The sequence below is a fragment of the Paenibacillus sp. LPE1-1-1.1 genome, assembly GCF_040676435.1.
Lineage (GTDB): Bacteria > Bacillota > Bacilli > Paenibacillales > Paenibacillaceae > Pristimantibacillus.
Window position 1 is genome coordinate 1 of the sequence record NZ_JBEGHY010000023.1, and the last position, 19,936, is coordinate 19,936.

The 19,936-nt window shown below is 44.3% G+C and carries 22 protein-coding genes and 1 pseudogene; 19 read left to right on the forward strand and 4 right to left on the reverse strand.

Features of this window, described 5'->3' with window-relative positions:
* Positions 1-175: 175 nt before the first annotated feature.
* The gene (locus MRBLPE1_RS16825) at positions 176-697 is read right to left on the reverse strand and encodes a helix-turn-helix domain-containing protein (RefSeq protein WP_414698892.1); all 522 of its coding nucleotides are present in this window, start codon (positions 695-697) and stop codon (positions 176-178) included.
* Between the two features lie 173 nt (positions 698-870).
* Between MRBLPE1_RS16825 and MRBLPE1_RS16835 the strand changes: the two genes are divergently transcribed.
* The 7 genes from MRBLPE1_RS16835 (at position 871) to MRBLPE1_RS16865 (ending at position 7,564) form a co-directional block, all read left to right on the forward strand.
* Positions 871-1,320 carry a cell wall hydrolase gene (locus MRBLPE1_RS16835; protein ID WP_364147396.1) on the forward strand — a complete coding sequence of 150 codons (450 nt, stop codon included), beginning with the start codon at positions 871-873 and terminating at the stop codon, positions 1,318-1,320.
* A gap of 705 nt (positions 1,321-2,025) precedes the next feature.
* Entirely contained in the window at positions 2,026-2,253 is a 228-nt protein-coding gene (locus tag MRBLPE1_RS16840; RefSeq protein WP_364147398.1) for a hypothetical protein, read from the forward strand.
* A 996-nt stretch (positions 2,254-3,249) separates the two neighbouring features.
* Positions 3,250-3,915, forward strand: coding sequence for a GntR family transcriptional regulator (locus MRBLPE1_RS16845; protein WP_047684302.1), 666 nt, complete (start codon positions 3,250-3,252; stop codon positions 3,913-3,915).
* 20 nt (positions 3,916-3,935) lie between these two features.
* A complete protein-coding gene (ilvD, locus tag MRBLPE1_RS16850; RefSeq protein WP_364147400.1) occupies positions 3,936-5,624 on the forward strand; it encodes a dihydroxy-acid dehydratase in 1,689 nt (562 codons plus the stop codon).
* Positions 5,625-5,843: 219 nt separating this feature from the next.
* Positions 5,844-6,455 carry a TetR/AcrR family transcriptional regulator gene (locus tag MRBLPE1_RS16855; protein ID WP_364147403.1) on the forward strand — a complete coding sequence of 204 codons (612 nt, stop codon included), beginning with the start codon at positions 5,844-5,846 and terminating at the stop codon, positions 6,453-6,455.
* A gap of 7 nt (positions 6,456-6,462) precedes the next feature.
* On the forward strand, positions 6,463-7,056 hold the full coding sequence (locus tag MRBLPE1_RS16860) for an N-acetyltransferase (protein WP_364147406.1): 594 nt from the start codon (positions 6,463-6,465) through the stop codon (positions 7,054-7,056).
* A gap of 238 nt (positions 7,057-7,294) precedes the next feature.
* On the forward strand, positions 7,295-7,564 hold the full coding sequence (locus MRBLPE1_RS16865; RefSeq protein WP_364147408.1) for a hypothetical protein: 270 nt from the start codon (positions 7,295-7,297) through the stop codon (positions 7,562-7,564).
* 233 nt (positions 7,565-7,797) lie between these two features.
* Here MRBLPE1_RS16865 and MRBLPE1_RS16870 read toward each other — a convergent pair whose 3' ends face one another.
* Positions 7,798-9,165: a PQQ-binding-like beta-propeller repeat protein gene (locus MRBLPE1_RS16870; RefSeq protein WP_364147411.1), complete on the reverse strand. Its 1,368-nt coding sequence runs from the start codon at positions 9,163-9,165 to the stop codon at positions 7,798-7,800.
* A gap of 283 nt (positions 9,166-9,448) precedes the next feature.
* On the opposite strand from MRBLPE1_RS16870, the gene MRBLPE1_RS16875 reads away from it, so the two are divergent.
* The 4 genes from MRBLPE1_RS16875 to MRBLPE1_RS16890 all read left to right on the forward strand — a co-directional run bounded on the left by MRBLPE1_RS16875 (position 9,449) and on the right by MRBLPE1_RS16890 (position 11,997).
* Positions 9,449-9,916, forward strand: coding sequence for a hypothetical protein (locus tag MRBLPE1_RS16875; RefSeq protein ID WP_364147413.1), 468 nt, complete (start codon positions 9,449-9,451; stop codon positions 9,914-9,916).
* A gap of 209 nt (positions 9,917-10,125) precedes the next feature.
* Entirely contained in the window at positions 10,126-10,665 is a 540-nt protein-coding gene (locus MRBLPE1_RS16880; RefSeq protein WP_364147415.1) for a hypothetical protein, read from the forward strand.
* A gap of 238 nt (positions 10,666-10,903) precedes the next feature.
* Positions 10,904-11,485 (forward strand): hypothetical protein, encoded by a 582-nt coding sequence (locus tag MRBLPE1_RS16885; protein WP_364147417.1) that lies wholly within the window; start codon positions 10,904-10,906, stop codon positions 11,483-11,485.
* A gap of 71 nt (positions 11,486-11,556) precedes the next feature.
* Positions 11,557-11,997, forward strand: coding sequence for a hypothetical protein (locus tag MRBLPE1_RS16890; protein ID WP_364147420.1), 441 nt, complete (start codon positions 11,557-11,559; stop codon positions 11,995-11,997).
* A gap of 260 nt (positions 11,998-12,257) precedes the next feature.
* Here MRBLPE1_RS16890 and MRBLPE1_RS16895 read toward each other — a convergent pair.
* Positions 12,258-12,444: pseudogene (locus tag MRBLPE1_RS16895) on the reverse strand (DUF2243 domain-containing protein); the annotation flags it as partial.
* A 302-nt stretch (positions 12,445-12,746) separates the two neighbouring features.
* Between MRBLPE1_RS16895 and MRBLPE1_RS16900 the strand changes: the two are divergent.
* Positions 12,747-14,165 (forward strand): hypothetical protein, encoded by a 1,419-nt coding sequence (locus MRBLPE1_RS16900; protein ID WP_364147422.1) that lies wholly within the window; start codon positions 12,747-12,749, stop codon positions 14,163-14,165.
* A 7-nt stretch (positions 14,166-14,172) separates the two neighbouring features.
* Here MRBLPE1_RS16900 and MRBLPE1_RS16905 read toward each other — a convergent pair whose 3' ends face one another.
* Positions 14,173-14,532 carry a winged helix-turn-helix transcriptional regulator gene (locus MRBLPE1_RS16905; RefSeq protein ID WP_169089669.1) on the reverse strand — a complete coding sequence of 120 codons (360 nt, stop codon included), beginning with the start codon at positions 14,530-14,532 and terminating at the stop codon, positions 14,173-14,175.
* A 93-nt stretch (positions 14,533-14,625) separates the two neighbouring features.
* Here MRBLPE1_RS16905 and MRBLPE1_RS16910 point away from each other — a divergent pair, with 93 nt between their 5' ends.
* The 7 genes from MRBLPE1_RS16910 to MRBLPE1_RS16940 all read left to right on the forward strand — a co-directional run bounded on the left by MRBLPE1_RS16910 (position 14,626) and on the right by MRBLPE1_RS16940 (position 19,881).
* Positions 14,626-15,300: an amino acid ABC transporter permease gene (locus MRBLPE1_RS16910; protein ID WP_223285605.1), complete on the forward strand. Its 675-nt coding sequence runs from the start codon at positions 14,626-14,628 to the stop codon at positions 15,298-15,300.
* A gap of 25 nt (positions 15,301-15,325) precedes the next feature.
* Positions 15,326-16,102, forward strand: a complete 777-nt coding sequence (locus MRBLPE1_RS16915) for an amino acid ABC transporter ATP-binding protein (RefSeq protein WP_364149709.1) — start codon at positions 15,326-15,328, stop codon at positions 16,100-16,102.
* Between the two features lie 21 nt (positions 16,103-16,123).
* A complete protein-coding gene (locus MRBLPE1_RS16920; protein ID WP_364147426.1) occupies positions 16,124-16,924 on the forward strand; it encodes a transporter substrate-binding domain-containing protein in 801 nt (266 codons plus the stop codon).
* A 367-nt stretch (positions 16,925-17,291) separates the two neighbouring features.
* Positions 17,292-17,504, forward strand: coding sequence for a DUF3221 domain-containing protein (locus tag MRBLPE1_RS16925; RefSeq protein WP_364147428.1), 213 nt, complete (start codon positions 17,292-17,294; stop codon positions 17,502-17,504).
* 78 nt (positions 17,505-17,582) lie between these two features.
* Positions 17,583-17,966 (forward strand): hypothetical protein, encoded by a 384-nt coding sequence (locus tag MRBLPE1_RS16930; RefSeq protein ID WP_364147431.1) that lies wholly within the window; start codon positions 17,583-17,585, stop codon positions 17,964-17,966.
* A gap of 191 nt (positions 17,967-18,157) precedes the next feature.
* Entirely contained in the window at positions 18,158-18,568 is a 411-nt protein-coding gene (locus tag MRBLPE1_RS16935; protein ID WP_364147434.1) for a VOC family protein, read from the forward strand.
* Between the two features lie 356 nt (positions 18,569-18,924).
* Positions 18,925-19,881: a sigma-70 family RNA polymerase sigma factor gene (locus MRBLPE1_RS16940; protein ID WP_364147437.1), complete on the forward strand. Its 957-nt coding sequence runs from the start codon at positions 18,925-18,927 to the stop codon at positions 19,879-19,881.
* Positions 19,882-19,936 lie beyond the last annotated feature (55 nt).

Sequence of the window (19,936 nt, forward strand, 5' to 3'; positions counted from 1 at the left end):
CGACGATAGCCGTAACGACCTTCATGCTCATCATAAATGGATTGAATAAGGAGCTTCAGTTCTGCGTCTGTATCGGGCTTGTCAAACTGTTTCACCAAGTAATAAAAAGTGCTGCGAGGGATATCTGCGAGCTTTAATAATGCAATCACCGGAAATTCAAGCCTTAATTCATAGACTACTTGCGCTTTGTCTTGTTTGGTGATTTTTCCTTGTTTTGAACTAAGGCATTCAACTTTTTTAAGTAGGCGTTTTCCATGCGCAAACGTTCTAATTCAGCCTGTAAGGCTTCAACTGATCCCTCGGCAGGTTCTTGCTTTTTGAAGCCTTTTTTATCTTTATCCGTCATACAGCGACGCCCCTTTATGTTTGGTTTTAGGGCGTCGATTCCGTGTTCATTGAATTGACTGCGCCATTTTCGAATAATCCCTGGAGAAGAGATATTGAAAATGACAGCTGCTTCGTTTGGAGACGTCCCATTCTCGTTCATATGGTTGAGTACGTCTAGTTTAAATGGGATGGCGTACGCTGTATAGCTTTTTTCAAAAGCTTTTACGCCGTGATATTCGTATTGCTTAATCCACATACGCAAAACTTCATGATTGATTCCTAAGGATCTCGCAATGCTTTTAACCCCTTTATTTCCTGACAGATATTGATGAATAGCTTCTTTCTTCAATGCTAAATTGAATTTTGACAAAAAAACTGCACCTCCAGATTGTTAGATGGTGTCTAACAATTGGGGTGCAGTTCACGATCGGCTGCTTTTTTAAGTTTTGACACCCTGACACACATGTGACCCGCCCCGCACGCCAACGGTCATTTTGCCAAAATGTGAATATAGTGTGTTAACCAGTTAAAGGGGGTTTTGCCATGGGTGCGAGGGTTAAGTATAGGTCGTCTGACGTTGATTTGTTGGCGCGGCTTATGAGGGGCGAGGCACAGGCGGAAGGCGAAAAGGGTATGTTAACGGTTGGCGCTGTCGTGATTAATCGGGCCGTAGTCAGGTGTTCGGACTTCAAGAACGTCAACAATATTAATGATGTTATTTATCATTATATGAATGGCGATGCCATGTTCGACGCCATATTAGAACCCGATTTTTATCTGAAGACACGGGAACGAGAGCGGCGGCTAGCTGAACAGACCATAAAAGGCTGGCGAGAATGGCCTTCAAAATACTCTCTGTGGTATTTCAATCCGTGGGGGCCAACATCTCAAGCTTGCCCCGCAATGTGGTACGGTCAACCGCTCGCGGGTACTTGGAAAAATCATTGTTTTTACCAACCAACAAGCACGGAATGCGCGGAAATTTACCGATAAAAAACTTTATAGGGGCGAATGCCATAAGGCATTCAATGGCAGATAAAAACACTTTGGTATGTCATCGACTACGAAAAGTTGCCTTAAAAGAAGCACAGCCTCTTCTTGATAAGAGTCCTCACCTGACTGTGAAAAAATAGGTGATCAATTAAAAGTAGTTGCAAATCCAAACTTTAAATAATCAAGGGTGAGCTATTATCAAATTTCAAGTAGTATCGGAAGAAGATTAAGCTAACGGGGAACGATAGTTGAAGACTAAAAGGGCTGCGTCGTGGCTGCCCTTCGTCGTTACGCTAACGGGTAACGATAGTTCAACTCTACTAGAGCGTAATAAGTGCGATAATTGATTGTATAAAGAGAGAGCATGTAAGACAAGTTGTAGTATCAGTGGAAGGGAGACCCAAATGTTCAAATTAAAAGATATAATCATTGGTGTAATAATTTCAGCTTTAGCACCATTATTGCTCATAGCATTTTTTAAGTACAATTCATCCACTGAAGTTGTCAATTCTGATGGGTCAGTTACCATGACTGCACAGTGGATTAGCTTCACGTTTACATCCTACTTGTTTACAGTGGTATGTATTTTTATCATATACATGACTATAAGATCGATAACTATAGTGTTGAGAAAGAAAAGATAATTTATCAACGCTACGCTAATTAGGTAGTGAATAACAGGCAATAGGGGAGTGTGTTTTTATTATGAAAGAGTTAGTTTGGGAAGTAATAATCCATTGTAAGAAATGCAATACTGACACAAAGTTAATTGACCCACCGGAGTTATCCTCAGAGAACGGTTGGATAAAAAAGAAAGCAAAAACTATATCTGATTTACCACCAATTGAATTACTCGTGAAACCAAACTTCTCCTGTTCTAAATGCGACTCAATAGAAATCAAAAGTCATATTGAATTGATTGAACAAAATTAACGGAAAGCACGCAGCAAGGAACATCCTCTTTTCCTTGTGGCTAATAGTCAAAAATTACTGTACAAGCCATTCAGCTAACGGGACACGATAGTTCAACATCGAGAGGGCTGCCACGTGGCAGCCCTTCGCTCAACTAACGGGCAGTATAGTTCCAATATGTGGTATTATCATTCTAGGTGCTGAAAACAAAAAAAATGGGGTGATTAGCTGAATAGGTATGGTATTTACTTGTTCTTTTCTGCAGGCTGTATCGTTCTTCCCATAGTATTTTTAATTTATGGTTATTGGGATGCATCTCAACCAAAGGTGGGTCCTGTTGGGGATGGTAATCTGAATCCGACCTTCATACAAATCTTTCCCCTGATTTGTATACTGGTTACTGGCGTCATTAATACACCACTGGCTATCTATCAGTATAGAAAACATAAAAAATCCAAGTTAACTTAAAATATAGCCAGTCATTACGCTAACGCAGAACAACAGTACAATTATTAGGAGGGTGATGGTAAATAGATAAGGATTTAAAAAAGAAATTATCCGAAGAGTATGTGAGGGATTTCCTGGAGCTAAGAGTAATTATTAATAAACTAGACCCTCTTGGCTTAATCCGAGGGGGAGCTCCAGAAAATGAACATGATAATGTAACACAGAAGCTTATTCGGTGCTTGTACGACCATAAATTAGAGATGTAAGAGATTTATTGATTGATTGTTATGATGAATACGGATTCAACTGAAGGAACATTCAGGAAGAATTTAAAGATAGTTTTAACAAGAAAATTGAGGGCATATACAATTTAATTGAAGATTGGTATCTCAATAAATATAAAAAAGAACGCTGAGCTAACACAGTACTTAAGTTCAAAAAAAGGAGCAGGAGCCCGGCTCCTGCTCCTTTTTATAAAATAAGACAATAAATTATTCTATAAACTCATTGCATCGAACTCTAGAATGCGATATATTGCATATACACGCAATATTAAAGAGGAGATTGCTTATGCCAGTACCCCACAATTTTTCTTCACCAACTCGAATATCAGCTAAAGAACGAGCATTAACTCAAATCCAAAGATGGATCATTGAGGGTACACTCGTACCGGGCGAGAAATTAATTGATGCTGAACTAGCGGAGTCTTTGGCTGTTAGTAGAACTCCAATCAGGGAGGCTTTTCAGCTTTTGGAAATGCAAGGACTTGTCTCGATGTTTCCTGGTAAAGAAACGAGAGTAACGAGCATAGAAAAAGAAGATATTCTTAAGATGTACCCAACGCTCGCTGCGCTCTATTCTTTGGCTGCTGAATATGCAGCAAAACTCATTTCACTGGAACAGATCGAGGTCTTGAAAGAAATAAATAAGCAATTCGCCCAAGCCATCCAGAGTGGACAGACTTACCAAGCTATGGAACTTGATGAGCAGTTTCATAATTTAATTGTAGATGTATCGGATAACGCGTACATCGCATCATTTAGTACATCACTGCAAATTCATATAAGAAGGTTTAAATATGTCTTTCTTAAGCAACCAGTCACAGGAACACTTACCTCTGTGGAAGAGCACGGATCTATCATATTAGCTTTGGAGCAGAAAGACACTGAAAAAGCCTCAGCACATATGAAACAAAACTTAATAAGACCTATGCATGAACTGTATGCCCTAATCTAATAGTGAAAGGATGAATGAGTATGTCTGGTCATAAAGATTTAAGAATTCGGAGCAAAGTTATAAGTGAGGGAGTTAATCGCGTCCCTAATCGCGCTATGCTGAGGGCTGTCGGTTTTAAAGACGAGGATTTCAAGAAGCCGATGATTGGCGTGGCGAGTACGTGGAGTGAAGTAACCCCATGCAACATGCATATTGATTCCTTAGCGCTTGCAGCGAAAAAGGGAATTCAGCTTCATGGCGGTGCTCCTCTGATTTTTAACACCATTACGGTTTCAGATGGAATTTCGATGGGGCATGACGGGATGTTGTACTCACTACCAAGCCGTGAAGCTATAGCAGACTCCATTGAGATTGTTACGAACGCAGAGCGTTTCGATGCGCTTGTTGCTGTAGGCGGATGCGATAAAAATACACCAGCGTGTTTAATGGCTATCGGCCGACTGAATTTGCCAGCGGTATATGTATATGGCGGAACAATTCAACCTGGGAAGTTAGACGGTAAAGACGTAGATATTGTCAGTGCTTTTGAAGCAGTAGGGCTGTATCATGATGGTAAAATAAGTGATGAGGAGCTTCACAAGGTTGAGTGCAACGCTTGCCCTGGGGCCGGAGCTTGCGGAGGAATGTATACAGCTAACACAATGGCATCTGCTGCAGAAGCATTAGGCATGAGTCTTCCTGGTTCATCCTCTACCTCAGCGATATCACCTCAAAAAGCATTGGAATGCGAAGAAGCAGGTGAGCGAGTACTTGAACTACTTGAGAAGGGAATTTATCCGCGCGATATTATGACAAAGAAAGCATTTGAGAATGCGATTACACTTGTAATGGCATTGGGGGGCTCTACCAATGCCTTCCTGCACCTAATTGCGATTGCACACTCTGTCCAAGTAGAGTTAACCTATGATGATTTCGAACGCATTCGTGTAAAAGTGCCACACATTGCAGATCTTAAGCCAAGCGGAAAGTATGTCATGCAGGATCTAAGTGATATTGGTGGGGTTCCCGGCGTGATGAAGCTTCTTCTTGAGCAAGGTCTTCTCCATGGTGATTGTATGACGATTACCGGTAAAACTTTAGCAGAAAATTTGGCAGCATCAGAACCGTTGCTTGAAAATCAAGACATTATTCGCCCGTTTAATAATCCCTTAAAGACGAGTGGGCCGTTAGTCGTTCTAAAGGGCAATCTGGCTCCAGAAGGCGCAATTGCCAAAATGTCAGGGATGAAAAAGTCTCGTTTCACTGGTCCTGCACGTGTATATGATAGCGAGGTAGCGGCTACTGAGGCAATATTACAAAACCAGATCCGCAAAGGAGATGTGTTAGTTATTCGGTATTGCGGACCGAAGGGCGGACCAGGCATGCCAGAAATGCTTTCAGTTACCGCTTTAATCGTCGGGAAAGGGTTTGGTGGAGAAGTTGCTCTCATAACTGATGGTAGATTTTCAGGTGGCTCACATGGTTTTGTAGTTGGTCATGTTGCACCAGAAGCACAAGTAGGTGGACCAATAGCTCTTCTGCAAGAGGGTGACATCATTACCATTGATAGTGAAACGCAAGAAATTTGCTTTGAAATTTCGGAAGTAGAGTTAGCGAAACGAAAGAATGAATGGGTTCAACCACAATTGAAATTTACTACAGGTGTTCTTAGTAAATACGCGAGATTAGTTTCATCTGCTTCCAAAGGGGCCGTTACAGATTTATTTTAGTAGGTTGTAAACTCAGTTATGACGAATCAATGATTGAGAAGCGTCATTAAGCTAACGGAGAACTATAGCTTAATAAACACCAGAACGAGGCTGCCGGCATAAAACGGCAGCCTCGTTGAGCTAACGGGCAGATTTCGCTAACTGGAGTGGAATGTTGTTATTCCACTCTCAATATTATATAATGAGTAAAAATTCATTCATTGAAAAGGGGCGAATTGTTTGCCGCGTAGCAAGGAACAGTTTGAAGAAATGCGCATTGCCACTAGGGAAAAAATCCATTCAGCTGCGATGCAATTATTTGTTCATCAAGGTTTCGGCTCGACGAATGTTCAAGATATCGCGGATACCGCTGGCATTAGTATTGGGCTGCTGTATCGTCATTACAAAACAAAGGATCAGTTATTTAATGAATTGGTTGCCTACGCGGTTGAAGGATTGAAACGTAATATTACTTTCTTTGAATCCGATCAATCCCCTAATAAGTTAATGGCACAGTTTATCTACGAAGTCTACACTGACATGATCAATGGGGAGGAACTAGCCCATCTACTGATCCTTATTAATCAATCGCTATTAGCTGGAGCTGCCACAGCCTCAAAACATTATGAAGAGATCCTCCACGTAAATGCCAGGCTGCTTGATTCTACGGCACAGCTCATTCGCAAGGGTCAGCAGCTAGGGGAATTTTACTCGGGTGATGCGCAGGAAATGGCTGTCCTTTTTTATGCATCGATTCAGGGTTTGGCTCAGATGAAAGTATTACTAAAGAGCAACTTTACCATGCCCTCACCATCTATCCTCACCGCATTTCTATTGAAGGAAAGGAAGTGACCATGTCATGATTAACGTGGTTAGAGCCGATCAAGCTGAATTTGATGTGAGGCGAGGAATATCTGAAATATTCGCAGAGGGATTCACACAGTGGCTTGGGTTTTTCTCTAAAGATCCGAAAAGGATTGCTGCAGCGTTCGCCCATATATTCATTTTGGACCAATTTTATGTGGCTTTATACAAGGGGCAAGTGGTCGGAATGGCTGCTTGTACGGATGGAACTTCACTTTCGGTTAAACTGGATAAAAAGGAACTTCGCAAACATTTAGGCTTTTATAGAGGCACTATGGCCGGTATTTTCTTGAAAAAAGAATTTGAAACTCCCTTCGTTCATCCTTCACCTGGTGTTGGCTCCATTGAATTTGTAGGGACGGCCGCCGAATGCAGGGGGCAAGGCGTTGCTTCGCAAATGATTCGTCATATCCTTGAGCATACACCATATGAGGTTTATTTGATTGAAGAAGTCGCCGATACCAATATTCCAGCCATGAAACTCTATTATAAATTAGGTTTTGAAGAATACAAACGCAGGCAAATACCAATTAAACGGGCAAAGAAAATCGGGATCAATTATCTTGTATCGTTGAGATATTCGAAATAATGCGGTTTAGAAAAGTTATTACGCTGAACAATGAATTCTAGGCTTCTAAAATGAAGGATACTCATTAAGCTATCGGGACACGATAGTTGAACAATCAAGGAGCAGTTTGCAACGGCAGCTGCTCCATTTCTTTGTTAAGCTAACGGGCATTATTCTAGAGAACAGGCCGGGAAGAAAGGTTATTTGGATAACAATGTCGAAATGTAATTTGGGAGTTCCTAGAAGTGGAGGAGTTATTATGAATAAAAGTAATTCGGTTATCATAGGTTTTTCGATTCTATTAGGTTTTATAATTTTAGGTTGTTTTGTAATGTTGACCTTTGGAGGGAAAAGTTCCACAGTGACAACTGAAACAAATGCAGGAAGGTATGAAATGATTACAGCGAATAAAAATAATATCATTATATTTGATAAACAAAGCGGTGAATATTGGAGAAAGTTTATTCCTGACAATGAAGGTCCCCAACAATGGATGAAAGAGCCATCGCCAGTTTCGAATACTAAGTAAGAACCACCAAAACTTATTGAACTAACGGGAAACGATAGTTCAATGAAACAGCGACAGTCTAGAACTGTAAGATATCGTCCACGGCTGTCGCTGATTCTTTTAGGGATAAGTCTAATACTTTATTTCTCTTGCTAAATGGTAAGATGGCTACGTAACACAGGCTTCAAACTCTAAAACTGTCAATGTTATCGGGGAGACCAACGGATATCAAGGGATCTCTAGTGATTGTTAAATTACTTTAAAGCAGAAGGCAATTTAACTCCTATCAGTTTGTCAGGCGTCTGTACGATGAGGAATCCATCTTCTTTAAGTATACTATCATATTGACGCGCGCCTGTTTTCACCCGGAACAGCGGTTTGCCTGAATCAAAATCGATCGCGTGCAGGATTCCATCGGTTTGAGCGATATAGACACCTTTTCCATAGATCACAGTCTTTGCGGACGGGTTATCCCCAGTCCAGCTCATGTATTGTCCGTTTACCGATTTCATACTGAAAAGCATACCATTCTGCGAATTACCGAACAAAATACGACCGCGGTGAACTTTATAAAAAGGGTATGAGCCATGATCATAACTTGGCTCACTATAAGTCTGTAGAGGTTTGCCTTCCGGTTTATAATTTTTAAAATCGTATCTCGCTATAATGCCATTCTGATGGATATAAAAATCATTTCCATCCAAGTAGGTTGGTACATTGGCATTATATTCAACGCCCGAATCTGCGTTTACATTCCAGCGGTAAACACGACTGCCTTTTACTTCACCCGTTTTCACATTAATGACGGTAACTGTAATGCTGCGTTCGGCATCTTCAACTATCGGTTGATTATTATGTTTAATGGAGTACGCCAGTCCGCCTTCGATCTTGAACGGGACGTCCTGGTTGGTCTTACCCCAAAGCTTCTTTCCCGTTTTCTTATCAATGGCATTAAGTTGTTGAGTGGTATGTGTTGCTTCATGCATTGTGATGGTGCGTAATACGATATCTCCTGCGTCCTTGATTCCTGAACTGGTGTAATATGCTTCTTGTGGCTCGGTGGTTTCTTGGGACCCGGTGTTTACCCAAAGCTGCTTTCCAGTCTTCACATGGACTGCAAAGGTATAATTGTCTATCAGGACATACAACGTATCGCCGAAAACTTCAATGGCGTTTGGTTTTTCAATCTTGACGCTTGACTGCCACAGCTTCTTCCCGCTTGAAGCAGAAAGGGCAAAGAGGCTCCCGTCACTTAAAGTCCCGTAAATATTTCCTCCCTGATAGACAAACATGGAATTCACAGCATCATTAGAAGTCCAAATCGTTTTTCCTGTCTGAGCATTCAAAGCGATCAACTTCCTATCTCTTAACGTGAAAATTCTACCCTCACCTGTCATTGTATAGTTAGAAGTAATATATTCCTCCCAATTATCGACTTTTGTGGACCAAGTTGGCTGGACAACCGGTGTCTGAATCCCTGGGTTTCCTAAACCGAAGGATATAACAGGTTTCTCGGCATACACTTGGCTAATTCCAATATTGTCCGCTGTCTGTCCTATTTGAATGGCAACGAGCAAGGCAGAAGCTGTAAGTATGGTTCGAAGCATCAATTTTCTTCGCATGGATGATCCCCTTTAGTTTCCATATATTAACTTTACCTTATAATAAACGTATTGTCTCAGAAAATGTTGCGACGATTCATACGGAATTCTCGATAACTTGAAATCTTCAGTATTCTGAACCTAAAAACCATGAATCCCCTTATATAGAGGCATAAAAAGTCATAGTGCAAAGAAAACAAGCTGCCAATATTATCGGCAACCTGTTCAACTAACGGGCAGGTTAGTGGAGTAAATCGTGATACAATATTGTTGTGGTAATTGCTCAAAGTGAGGTGTCTAAACAATGGGACTGCTAAATAAAATTGAAGTCGTACCGATGAAGAGTGAGTACTGTAAAGTTGAACATCACACTATCGTCATTGATGGTACGCCTCTGGATTTATTGCTTCACAATTATTATCCTTCAAGTAACCTTCTGGGCATGATCCCAACAATTATTGATTGGGTCTACGACTCGAAAGAGAAAGAATGTATTCAAGGAAGGTTCAATTCAGCAAGCAAAGAGGTTGTTTTGCCAGTACTAATGTGCCCAGATGATTGCGATTTGTCATGTACAGTAATTGTTGCAAATGTAATTAAAGCAGATGGGTATATTATCTGGAACCAAGTCGGTATTGATATGATTACAAGGGAAGATATGCTTCTGGGATGCGAAGGGATTGGTTCGAAAGTTGATTGGCTTGATAAGATCCCTCCAATGACTTTTGAGGAAGAACAATATAGCTCTCAACTCAGCAAAATTTACGATTAAGCTAACTGGGAACGTTAGTTCAATGAATGACTCTATACAAACGATGAGGGAGCTGCCGCGGCAGCTCTTTTTTACATCTTCACGAAATAAGGGTTTTTGTACAGATGTAGCTGATGGGCGTGAAGCTAATGGGCAGTATGACGCAATATTGTTCTACATAGGACAAGTTTAAAATAAAATATTAAAAACAAAACAAGGGCGTGTCATTAGTGCAAAGAGTCATTACTGTACTCATTGTATTGTCATTACTGGTGATGGTTGGTTTTAGTGAGACTTCGGAAATTCCTGTATTGGATGAAGTGCAAATAGAAATTGGGAAGGATGCTGCTTTCCAAAGTGAAGTCTTACCCATCGTCGAAGGTGCTATATCAAAAGAATATCCAAGAATAGAAAAGTTCAACGAAGATGCGACATTGTATTTCGATCGAAACCAAGTTGTATTCTTAATTGATAAGGAGAATAGCAAGACTAATAATATTAAGAAGGAACTACAGGAAAAGCTTGGTGAAAAGGTGAAATTTAAGAAAGCCAAGCACAATCCTAAAGAGTTTACAGCGAAACAAGAGGAAATTGTTAATTTTATAGGTGAAATGAATATTGCGTCTAGTGCAGGTTACAATCATCAAACTGAAGTAATTGATGTAAAGGCACCTCTTAATGATGAGCAAGTTCAAGCTTTAAAAGATAAATTTGGTGCAGATAACTTAAATATTGAAATTACAGAAGGAGCGCCTGCCATTCCCTGGTAGCGGAAAATAAAAACGAAGAGGGAGCTGCTACGGCAGCTCCTTTTTGACATCTTCACAAAATGAGATGTTTTGTACATATGTATCTGATAGGAGTTAAGCTAAAGGGCAGGTTAGTTACAATGATTATGTCATAGAGTGTAATTTAATTGTTGAGAAGATAGAAACCTCTAGTTATTATTAAATCAAGGAATTATCTACATATTCCCTAATACCTATCATATTCTGAGGAGCAACCCGAATGAGCGAATTTAGTCAAAGCTATCATTTGTTGGGTAGCAAAGAAAAAGCAATTGAACTCATCAACCATGCAGGTGAACAGGGTTTTGTATTTGAAGATGACAATCGGTGGACTACGTTCGTGATCTTGGGAGATGAATTTAAACCATCAGACTCTATTGTTGAATCCAATAAAGATTTGCTTGTCCATTATGTGTACGCCGAGGACCACGGTTGGAGTCTGTCCATTTTCAAGCAGTCTGCTCTTATTTTTAAATTTGACTGTTCCTGGGAACAAACGAATATCGAGGATTTTGGTTTCGATGAAGAGGAGTTAGCTGAGATGTTTGGTGATGGGGAAGTAAGTGCTCCTTCCGAAGAAATTTTCGACCTGGATGTTGTCAAAAAACTAGTCGAAGAGGCTGGTAATGTTTCATCTGACTTGGAAGCACTATTTACGAAAGATCACGAAGTTATCTTTGCTATGGAGAGCCCATGTGCTTATCAGATTGCTGAGAAGCTTGGTATTTTCAATTATGCTTGGATTTCTGCTGATTCTCTCGATAGGGACGATGGTTTCTACAAAAATGTAATTAAAGTTTAAAGTCCGGCAGGAAGCTTTCGCGTTCAACTAACGGGAACGATAGCGCAATTAAGTCAGAGGGGGATTGCCGCATGCTGCCTTTATCATTTACAACCGAAGAGGCGATCGATTTTGCCAAGCACGGCTGCATCGAAGAGTGGGTACATCTTTTTCTGAAGACGGCGGGGGGCAACGAGCCGTTTTCTGAAGGGCTTAAGCTACAGCCGAGATTTTGGGCGGGGCCTGTGCGTTTACCGCTTCATGAGCTTATCCGCTGTTGCGGACCGGAAGTGGAGATGGAATATTGTGTTTCGCAGGACAGCTGGGACCTGCACGTAGCAAAGCTGATGGAGATTTATCGCAAAGACTGGTCATACCCGCCGTTGATCGTGCAACTCGTGGGCGGACAGCTGTCGATTCGTGATGGCAATCATCGTCACGAAGCTATGCGGCGTCTGAATTTCACGGAATGCTGGGTCGTTCTGTGGGCCAGCGACAGTCAGGAGAACTTGGCTCATTATGCTGAGATCTAGCCTGTACAAAAAAGGCCGCCGAGATATTGAACTGCAATTTTCCTTCCCCGATGATAAAGAGTTTTTATTAGATTACATAAATTATAAATCATTCAACTAACGGGACACGATAGTTCAATAGAAACACGGAAGCAGCCGACCACAATGGTCGGCTGCTTCATTACGCTAACGGGCAGATTACGTTAATGCTGTCGGCAAAATTATTATTTCGTTTGTTTTACAGGAATTCTAACGGGACACGATAGTTCTAACAACGCAGCGCGCCGGCGAAAGTCCGCAAACATAAACAAGCCCCCGATGGTCGCAACCAGCTAAAGGCATGAAACAAACCGTCCGATACCAAGCCAATTTCCGTCGTCGATTATCGTAAAAGTGATGCCCGTGCAGCAGCTGGTGAAACAAAGCTTCATCGATGAATCCGACGAAACCGAGCCCGAATAGAAAACCTTACCCTACGTTACGGCCAAGGCTAAGGCCAGGAAAAATAGCGCGTCTTTGCGCTTGAACTACCATACACTCTCCTTCTTAAACATTGTCCTGTCACTTCACCCAAAATAAAGCGATTATAGTCAGGAGCACCTCGCAAAGCTCCTTCGTTTCGCCAATTCAAAAGACTTAGAGGAAACGCGATGACAGTTCCCTTTTGGTGCCTATCGCACCGAAAAGGAACAATAATACGGAAAAGTGCGTACTTCCCAAAAACCGGCAGCGTTGTTAATCTAGTAAAAACGAAAGAGAGGTGTATAAGGATGTCAACCTATCAATTAAAGACGGGGGAGTACAGCCTAAGCTGGGGAACTCCGCTTGCGCTGAACATTGCGAATCCGCAACAAGATGCTTTGACCCGTCAACCTGAGGGAGAATGGGACTGGGAGCTGCCCGAGGGAGTATACCGAGCGCGCGAAATTGTATGGGAGCTGGGGATGCTGCTGGATTCGGTGATCGAGCACCTACGAGGAACGTCGGGCTATGAGCCTTTGCTGGAGAATGTCAGGAACAGTCTGGCGCTCTCCGGGAGGGAAGCGGTATTGCAGTTGGATGCGCTTGCGCTCGAAGATACGGCGAGACTCGAGCTGGCAGAGCAAGCCCGCAAAATCGGGGAAGCCATTGCCCGGTGGGCAAGCGAACGCGGGGAGGAGGAGACGCCGATCAGCAGGGAGGTGCTGGGGGCCATTCGGTTCCGGAGCCGCTGCGACCATCATTTGTGGACGCTTCTCGTCACGGATATACTGACCGGTCCGCATGGGGGACCTACGGTGATGCAGCTGTTCAATGAATATCTTCATCAGCTGGTGCTCTTACGTGATTTCCTCATTCCTTTCGAGAATTGGGAGGAGGTACCGATCGAGATCAAGCATGGGGAAACGGGAAAAGGCCTTCGTTTCACCGAACAGGCCCGCACCGCTTTCCTATCGGAATTTCTCATCGGTAAGCCATCACACCAATCGGTGCTCCACTATGCGCAAAGCGGCTTAGCCCCTGCGTTATCGGCCGCAGGTTACGGCTTTCAGTACCATTATGGCACAATACTGCCGGCAAGCTTGAACGGGCATCCGGCTACAGCGCGAAGGTATCTGCTCCGTTGGTATCCGGTCAGAACGGTTCCGTTCGTTGAAGGAGAGACCGCGGCGGCAGTTTTCGACTACGCCTACGCGGATTACTATTCTGCTTCAAGGAGCCAGGTGGATGACAGTACTGTGAAAGACAATAACGTAGTCGGCATTGCTTCAGTTGAATGGGCGTTAGAGCAAGCGCGCGAAGCCGAACTGCTGGTCAGCCCTATAGAAGATGCGAAAGATCGGATACGAATCCGGTACCGGTTCCGTATTGCCGCTGCCGATTATGATGTGGACCTCGGGCAAATTTTCAGAGGGCATCGATATCTGTACCTCCCTGAATCTAAGCCTGATCATGACCCATCAAGCCAGCTGGATCTGGAGAACGTCACGCGCCATTCGGCTGCGAAGATTTTGGAGCTACCCGGTCTGGCAACGGCCGACTCCGGGTATCATCTGATCGACACGGCAAGAAACCCGCTTGTGTTATGGGCGCTGCTTGGAAAATTGTATCCGGAGAATGTCATCGTTCTGGAAGAGGATGGGGAAGAGGCGCTTCATAGGGCAGCGGGTTCGGGCAAAGGCTTCGGCGCAAAAATTCTGATCACATAGCCGAGACTCAAGCTCGCTGATCATCGGTCTTGGCAGCGGACTGGAAGCTCTCCATGTAATCCGCACCGAAATCGCACAGCGTCTTCAGCATCGGAACAAGGCGGCTTCCGAATTCCGATAAGTAATATTCGACCTTTGGAGGCGCGACCGCGTAGACTTTGCGGACGATCAGGCCGTCTTGCTCTAAATCTCTCAATTGCGCTGTCAGCATCTTTTGGGTGGCGCCGGGCATTAGCTTCTGTAGTTCGTTGAAGCGAAAGGTGTTTTCGGACAAATAGCTGAGGATGAGAATCTTCCATTTCCCGCTGATCAGGTCCAACGTAATTTCGGATGCGCACCGGTACCGGGAATTCCTAAAGTTAATCATCGCTAACCTCCGTCTGCTCATAAATACAGGTAATAGTATTGGAATAATATGAATTATATCAAATGCCTATTGCGGCATCAAGGATGGATTGTCATGACGGAAGACCGGCTTCAGCGGGTGATGGAGATTATTTCAGACTCGCTCGTCCCGTTGCTAAGAGGGACGCTCAATTATACGATCCCTCTGTCTTTAATTTCCTTTTTCCTTGGGCTGATCCTAGCTCTATTAGTCGCGCTGGCTAGCCTATCGCCTAATCGTTTTTTAAGCAAGCTTGCAAGATCCTATGTATGGATCATCAGGTGTACGCCGATTCTCGTTCAGCTTTTCATTATTTTCTACGGGCTTCCCCACTATGGCATCCTGCTATCGCCTTTCGTGAGCGTATTGATCAGCTTAACGCTATCCGAAGGGGCCTATACGTCGGAAATCATCCGTGCCTCCATCCTGTCCCTCCCTGAGGGACAATGGAGAGCCGGCTATGCACTCGGAATGTCGAGGAGACAGGTGCTAGTGAAAGTGATCCTGCCGCAAGCGCTCCGGGTCTGCATCCCGCCGTTCGGCAACCAGTTTATTACGCTGGTGAAGACGACCTCGCTCGCCGCGCTCGTCACGCTTCCGGACTTGTTCGGCGCGGCGAAACTGATCGCGGCGTCGACCTTCGAGCCGATGCTTCTCTATCTACTGGCCGGTGTCTATTATCTCGTCATCTGCTCGTTATTAACGGTCGGGCAGAGCCGGTTAGAGAGGAGGTGGGAGTATGCGAAATGATCCGACGGGGAGAGGCGAGCCGAATGTGCTTTCGATTAGTGGGCTGTATAAACGTTTCGGTCCAGTGGAGGTGCTTCGGAATGTCGGGCTCGACATCCGCAAAGGAACGACTACGATCATCATCGGTCCATCTGGCTCCGGGAAATCGACGCTATTGAATTGTATCAATCTGCTGGAACTTCCAAACGAAGGCACGATCACGCTTAATGGGATGTCTATGACCTTCAGCGCCGATAAGAAGCCCGGCCCGCGCGCGGTGCAAAGCTTCCGCCAGCAAACCGGCATGGTTTTCCAGGGCAATCACTTGTTCCCGCATCTGACGGCACTAGAGAATGTGATGCTCGGACCTGTCGTGGTAAAAAGGCAGAATAAGCCTGATGCGAAGTGGCACGCAGCGGCTCTCTTGGACAAGGTTGGGCTAGGCGAACTTGCGGAACGTTATCCGCATCAGCTGTCCGGCGGCCAGCAGCAGCGGGTCGGCATTGCCAGAGCGATGTCGATGGAGCCGACGATACTGTTGTTCGATGAACCGACCTCGGCGCTTGACCCTGAGCTTGTGCTGGAAGTGCTGGAGGTGATGAAGGCATTGACCCGGGAGGGGATGACGCTCGTCATCGTCACGCATGAACTGGATTTCGCGAGCCGCGTGGCCGATCAGGTGATCTTCATGGACCAAGGCCGGATCGTGGAGTACGGGACGCCGGGCGAGGTGATTGTGCAGCCGCGTCACGAGCGGATTCAAGCTTTCGTCAGACGGCTGTCTCCTCACGCTCGAATGGATCATACAGAATCATCATTATAATAATGGAGGTTTCAGTTTAATATGAGAAGGCTTGGATTAGGTATCATAAGTTTAATCGCTTTGAGCTTGACCGCATGCGGGAATGGCGGTGCGGCCAACGAAGGGACGGATTCGCTCGCAAAGCTGAAGAGCGAAGGCGAGATCATCGTCGCGACGACGGGAACGTATCCGCCATATTCCTTCCACGACAGCAGCGGGCTAACCGGCTTCGATATCGACATATCCGATGAGATCGCCAAGCGGCTGGGCATTAAGGCAAAATACGCCGAGGTCGAATTCGCCGGCATGTTTTCGGGTATCGATGGTGGGCGCTTCGACACGATTCCGCAGCTATCTATTACGGAGGAGCGCAAGCAAAAATATGACTTCAGCGATCCGTATCAATTCTCCAATCTGACTCTCATCGTCCTGGAAGAGAACGAGGACATCCGCAGCTTCGAGGACCTGGCTGGCAAAAAAACGAACGGAATTGCGGAGTCCGTCCAAGGAGCATTGGCGCTCAAATACGGGGCCACGCTGGTGCCGGAGAACGGCGATTCCGTGGAGCTCTTAACTTCCAAGCGGGTAGATGCGCTGATCTATAATAATTTGTATTTTCTGGATCTGCGCAAGAATAGGCACGATCTTAAAATCAAAGTAGTCGATCAATCCGAAGAGATTGAAACGGCGGCGTTCCTGTTCACCAAAGGGCAGGAGGCAACTGTGCAGGCCTATAACGAAGCGCTCAGGGCAATGCATGAAGACGGGACTTATGCGCAGATCTCCAAGAAATGGTTCGGCAAGGATATTTCGGAAGGAATTGAGATTTCCGTTCTCAAATAATGTTGCTACTGTAAAGTAGTGCAGAGCACTAAAAATCGAATAGTATTCAATAACAAGCTGTTTTCATAGACGGCTTGTTTTGCTTTGCTTCGTGAATATTCGCCGGGACCAATAATCGACAACAATCAGGGTGATTGTTAAAAACCATATAATATAAACGGAATAGTAAGTATTTGGGTGGCGATAACCTGAAAAGGTCAGCGGATCGCGAGCGATCCTGATAATCAAGAGGGGCTGGACCGGATCTAGAACGATAACGGCAAAGGCACTTCGGTCAGCCGGCTGAAGCAGAAGCTGCTTACTTACCCACGTTGCATCGATCGCGATCGTGTATGCATACGGGTAACGATAGCTGAATCATGATGTTTTGGATAATGTTAAAAAAAGTGATTTTGGTAAAGGTTGGAACGTTTTTTTTGAAGATTATACAGGTAACGATATTTGGTTAAAAACATCCTCTTCGAAATATAAAATTGGACAAAAAGTACGTTATTGGGTCGAAGGCGGGGTTGATGAATCTTTTCCTGCACAGGCAAGCGCTAAAGAAATAGAGATAATTAAAGAACAAGGGCAGTATTGACTTTAGATTTTTTTGTATAATGGTACTGAACTAACGAGGAACGATAGTTGAAATACAAGCTAATTAGAGGAGTCGGGCATGAACTATTTGAAGCGGAATGTATGGATAGAAGCTGAAGTATGGGCCGAAGGCTCATGGAATTGTAACGATTGTAATTCCGATGTTATTATTGTCTTTCCGGATCGCTCCAAATGGATTGCAAGCTTTTTTACTTACCAAAATATCGAGACATTAAGGCAAAAGAATATACAAACCGGTGAATGCATGAACGGTTTGTATTTTTGGTCCAGTGACATGGTGTTAATAGACGTTATTAGCAGGGAAAGAATTGAACAAATTATCGACCATTTAATTAAACACGATAACTTTCAATCGGTCTTTAATCGGTACCCTGATGTAGATGAGGAAGAAGATGAGTACTATGCTGTTGGATTTTTTACTACTGAAGACTTGTCGCGCTAACGGGACACTATAGCTTAATAATCAGAGCGAGGCTGCCGGAATAAAACGGCAGCCTCGTTGAACTAACGGTTAACTATAGTGGAGGAGCTTGCCTGGGTGCAGCTCCTCTTTTTATTGAAGTAACGGGCAGGATAATGTAATTAATTGTAGAATAATATGGTAAAACCTCAGAATGGAAAGAGGATCTCGCTATGCAAAGTATGAACAATCAACATCTGCAGGCCGCTAATAACGTATACATTGAAGGAATTCAGTACACAGAGATCCCTGTTTTCGATTTGGAAAAGGCAGTTGATTGGTATTGTGGAAAACTGGGTGCAAAACTAGGACTACTTAACGATGAGCTTGCTTTTGTAGATTTCTCTTTGGGTCCTAGTTTATTTTTAGTCAAGACAAATGATGATACTACAGCCACATTCAAGGTAAATGGTCAAGACCATTACACAATCGGATTTCGTGTTAAGGACATTAAAGGATTTCATAATTTTCTATTACAACTCGATACGAAAGTAAGTCCTATCGTTATTGAAGGACATGGAAGTTTCTTTACGTTTTACGATCCTTTTGGAAATATGTTTGACGTTTTTCAACCGCCACAATAAATCCGTAAGCATCCCTAAGGTTCTTTCTTACCTTAAACTAACAGGATCCATTTGCTTTATTGAAGTAACGGGCAACGATAGTTCAACAAGAGCAGTTTGCTACGGCAGCTGCTCTTTTCTTCATTAAGCTAACGGGCAGGATAGCTCCAGTATTCAGGTCCTGGCGTGAGGTATTGCGAATTATTTCTAAAGTATAGATAAGGGTTAATTTATTGGTTATTGAATTATTAGTACGATCGTGCTGAATTTTTATCCATGAGTACTAAATCCTGCCTATTTATTCGGATTGAGGCTGTCCGCTTCATTGCATATAATGAAGGTACAACCCTTCGGGGAGATAGTTAAGGGAGGCCGCGATGAACGAGACCGCATTTGACGAACCATTATTTGCAAGCTTGAAGCCGGGCTTAACCTCGTTCTGTTACCGAATGCTAGGCTCCATGGACGATGCGGACGATGCCGTTCAGGAGACGAGTATTCGGGTCTGGCAGAGCTGGGGCATGTTCAGACAGGATTCCTCGTTCAAAACTTGGGTCTATCGGATTGCCTCCAACCTGTGCTTGGACAAGCTGAGACAATCCAAACGCCGCGCGCTTCCCGTTGACCTGTTCGACCCGGCCGTCGCCATCGTCGAGCCGCGCGACACGCTGCCGGACTCTGCCTGGATCTGGCCGTCTCCCGACTTTGGGGGCAATCCGGAGGATCTGCTCGTACGCAGAGATACCCTTCAACTGTGCTTCATCGCTCTCCTGCAGACCTTGCCTCCGCGGCAGCGCGCGGTACTCATTTTGAAGGATGTATTTGAATGGTCCTCCAAGCAGATCGCGGAAACGTTGGCGATGTCGCCGGCAGCGGTGAACAGCGCCTTGCAAAGAGCCCGAGAGACGATGGACCGGGCGCAGCTTCGCTCGGATGAACTCAGCAGCATGGACGTTCAACCGGAGCAGCAGCTGCTGTCCCGGTATGTGGAGGCCTTCGAGCAATTCGATATTGTTGCGCTCGTCGCGTTGTTCCACGAGGAAGGCTGCATGTCGATGCCGCCCTTCGAGATGTGGATCCGCGGCAAGGAAGATTTGTCCGCCTTCTATTCGCTTACTCGCTGGCATTGCGAAGGTTCGCGATTTGTGCCCATTACGGTGAATGGCGGTTATCCGGCGTTGGCCCAGTATATGCCGGGCAAAGAGGGCTCTGGCCTGGTACCCTGGGGCATCCACGTCATCGAAACCAAAGAAAATCAAATCCTGCACGTTCAAAACTTCATTCATACGCCATTATTTTCGCGATTTGGGCTGCCTGAGCGAATTGACCAATGAATTTCGTCATTGGCTTACGTCTATATCATTGAGAATAACCAAACGACGAATATCA

What these genes read in the sequence shown, in the direction of transcription:
- MRBLPE1_RS16905 (WP_169089669.1), bottom strand. Translation starts at nt 14,532, where the DNA reads ATGATTAACTTTAGGAATTCCCGGTACCGGTGCGCATCCGAAATTACG.
- MRBLPE1_RS16930 (WP_364147431.1), top strand. Translation starts at nt 17,583, where the DNA reads ATGAACTATTTGAAGCGGAATGTATGGATAGAAGCTGAAGTATGGGCC.
- MRBLPE1_RS16920 (WP_364147426.1), top strand. Translation starts at nt 16,124, where the DNA reads ATGAGAAGGCTTGGATTAGGTATCATAAGTTTAATCGCTTTGAGCTTG.
- MRBLPE1_RS16935 (WP_364147434.1), top strand. Translation starts at nt 18,158, where the DNA reads ATGCAAAGTATGAACAATCAACATCTGCAGGCCGCTAATAACGTATAC.
- MRBLPE1_RS16840 (WP_364147398.1), top strand. Translation starts at nt 2,026, where the DNA reads ATGAAAGAGTTAGTTTGGGAAGTAATAATCCATTGTAAGAAATGCAAT.
- MRBLPE1_RS16890 (WP_364147420.1), top strand. Translation starts at nt 11,557, where the DNA reads ATGCTGCCTTTATCATTTACAACCGAAGAGGCGATCGATTTTGCCAAG.
- MRBLPE1_RS16845 (WP_047684302.1), top strand. Translation starts at nt 3,250, where the DNA reads ATGCCAGTACCCCACAATTTTTCTTCACCAACTCGAATATCAGCTAAA.
- MRBLPE1_RS16910 (WP_223285605.1), top strand. Translation starts at nt 14,626, where the DNA reads ATGACGGAAGACCGGCTTCAGCGGGTGATGGAGATTATTTCAGACTCG.
- ilvD (WP_364147400.1), top strand. Translation starts at nt 3,936, where the DNA reads ATGTCTGGTCATAAAGATTTAAGAATTCGGAGCAAAGTTATAAGTGAG.
- MRBLPE1_RS16860 (WP_364147406.1), top strand. Translation starts at nt 6,463, where the DNA reads ATGATTAACGTGGTTAGAGCCGATCAAGCTGAATTTGATGTGAGGCGA.
- MRBLPE1_RS16835 (WP_364147396.1), top strand. Translation starts at nt 871, where the DNA reads ATGGGTGCGAGGGTTAAGTATAGGTCGTCTGACGTTGATTTGTTGGCG.
- MRBLPE1_RS16875 (WP_364147413.1), top strand. Translation starts at nt 9,449, where the DNA reads ATGGGACTGCTAAATAAAATTGAAGTCGTACCGATGAAGAGTGAGTAC.
- MRBLPE1_RS16900 (WP_364147422.1), top strand. Translation starts at nt 12,747, where the DNA reads ATGTCAACCTATCAATTAAAGACGGGGGAGTACAGCCTAAGCTGGGGA.
- MRBLPE1_RS16870 (WP_364147411.1), bottom strand. Translation starts at nt 9,165, where the DNA reads ATGCGAAGAAAATTGATGCTTCGAACCATACTTACAGCTTCTGCCTTG.
- MRBLPE1_RS16885 (WP_364147417.1), top strand. Translation starts at nt 10,904, where the DNA reads ATGAGCGAATTTAGTCAAAGCTATCATTTGTTGGGTAGCAAAGAAAAA.
- MRBLPE1_RS16940 (WP_364147437.1), top strand. Translation starts at nt 18,925, where the DNA reads ATGAACGAGACCGCATTTGACGAACCATTATTTGCAAGCTTGAAGCCG.
- MRBLPE1_RS16865 (WP_364147408.1), top strand. Translation starts at nt 7,295, where the DNA reads ATGAATAAAAGTAATTCGGTTATCATAGGTTTTTCGATTCTATTAGGT.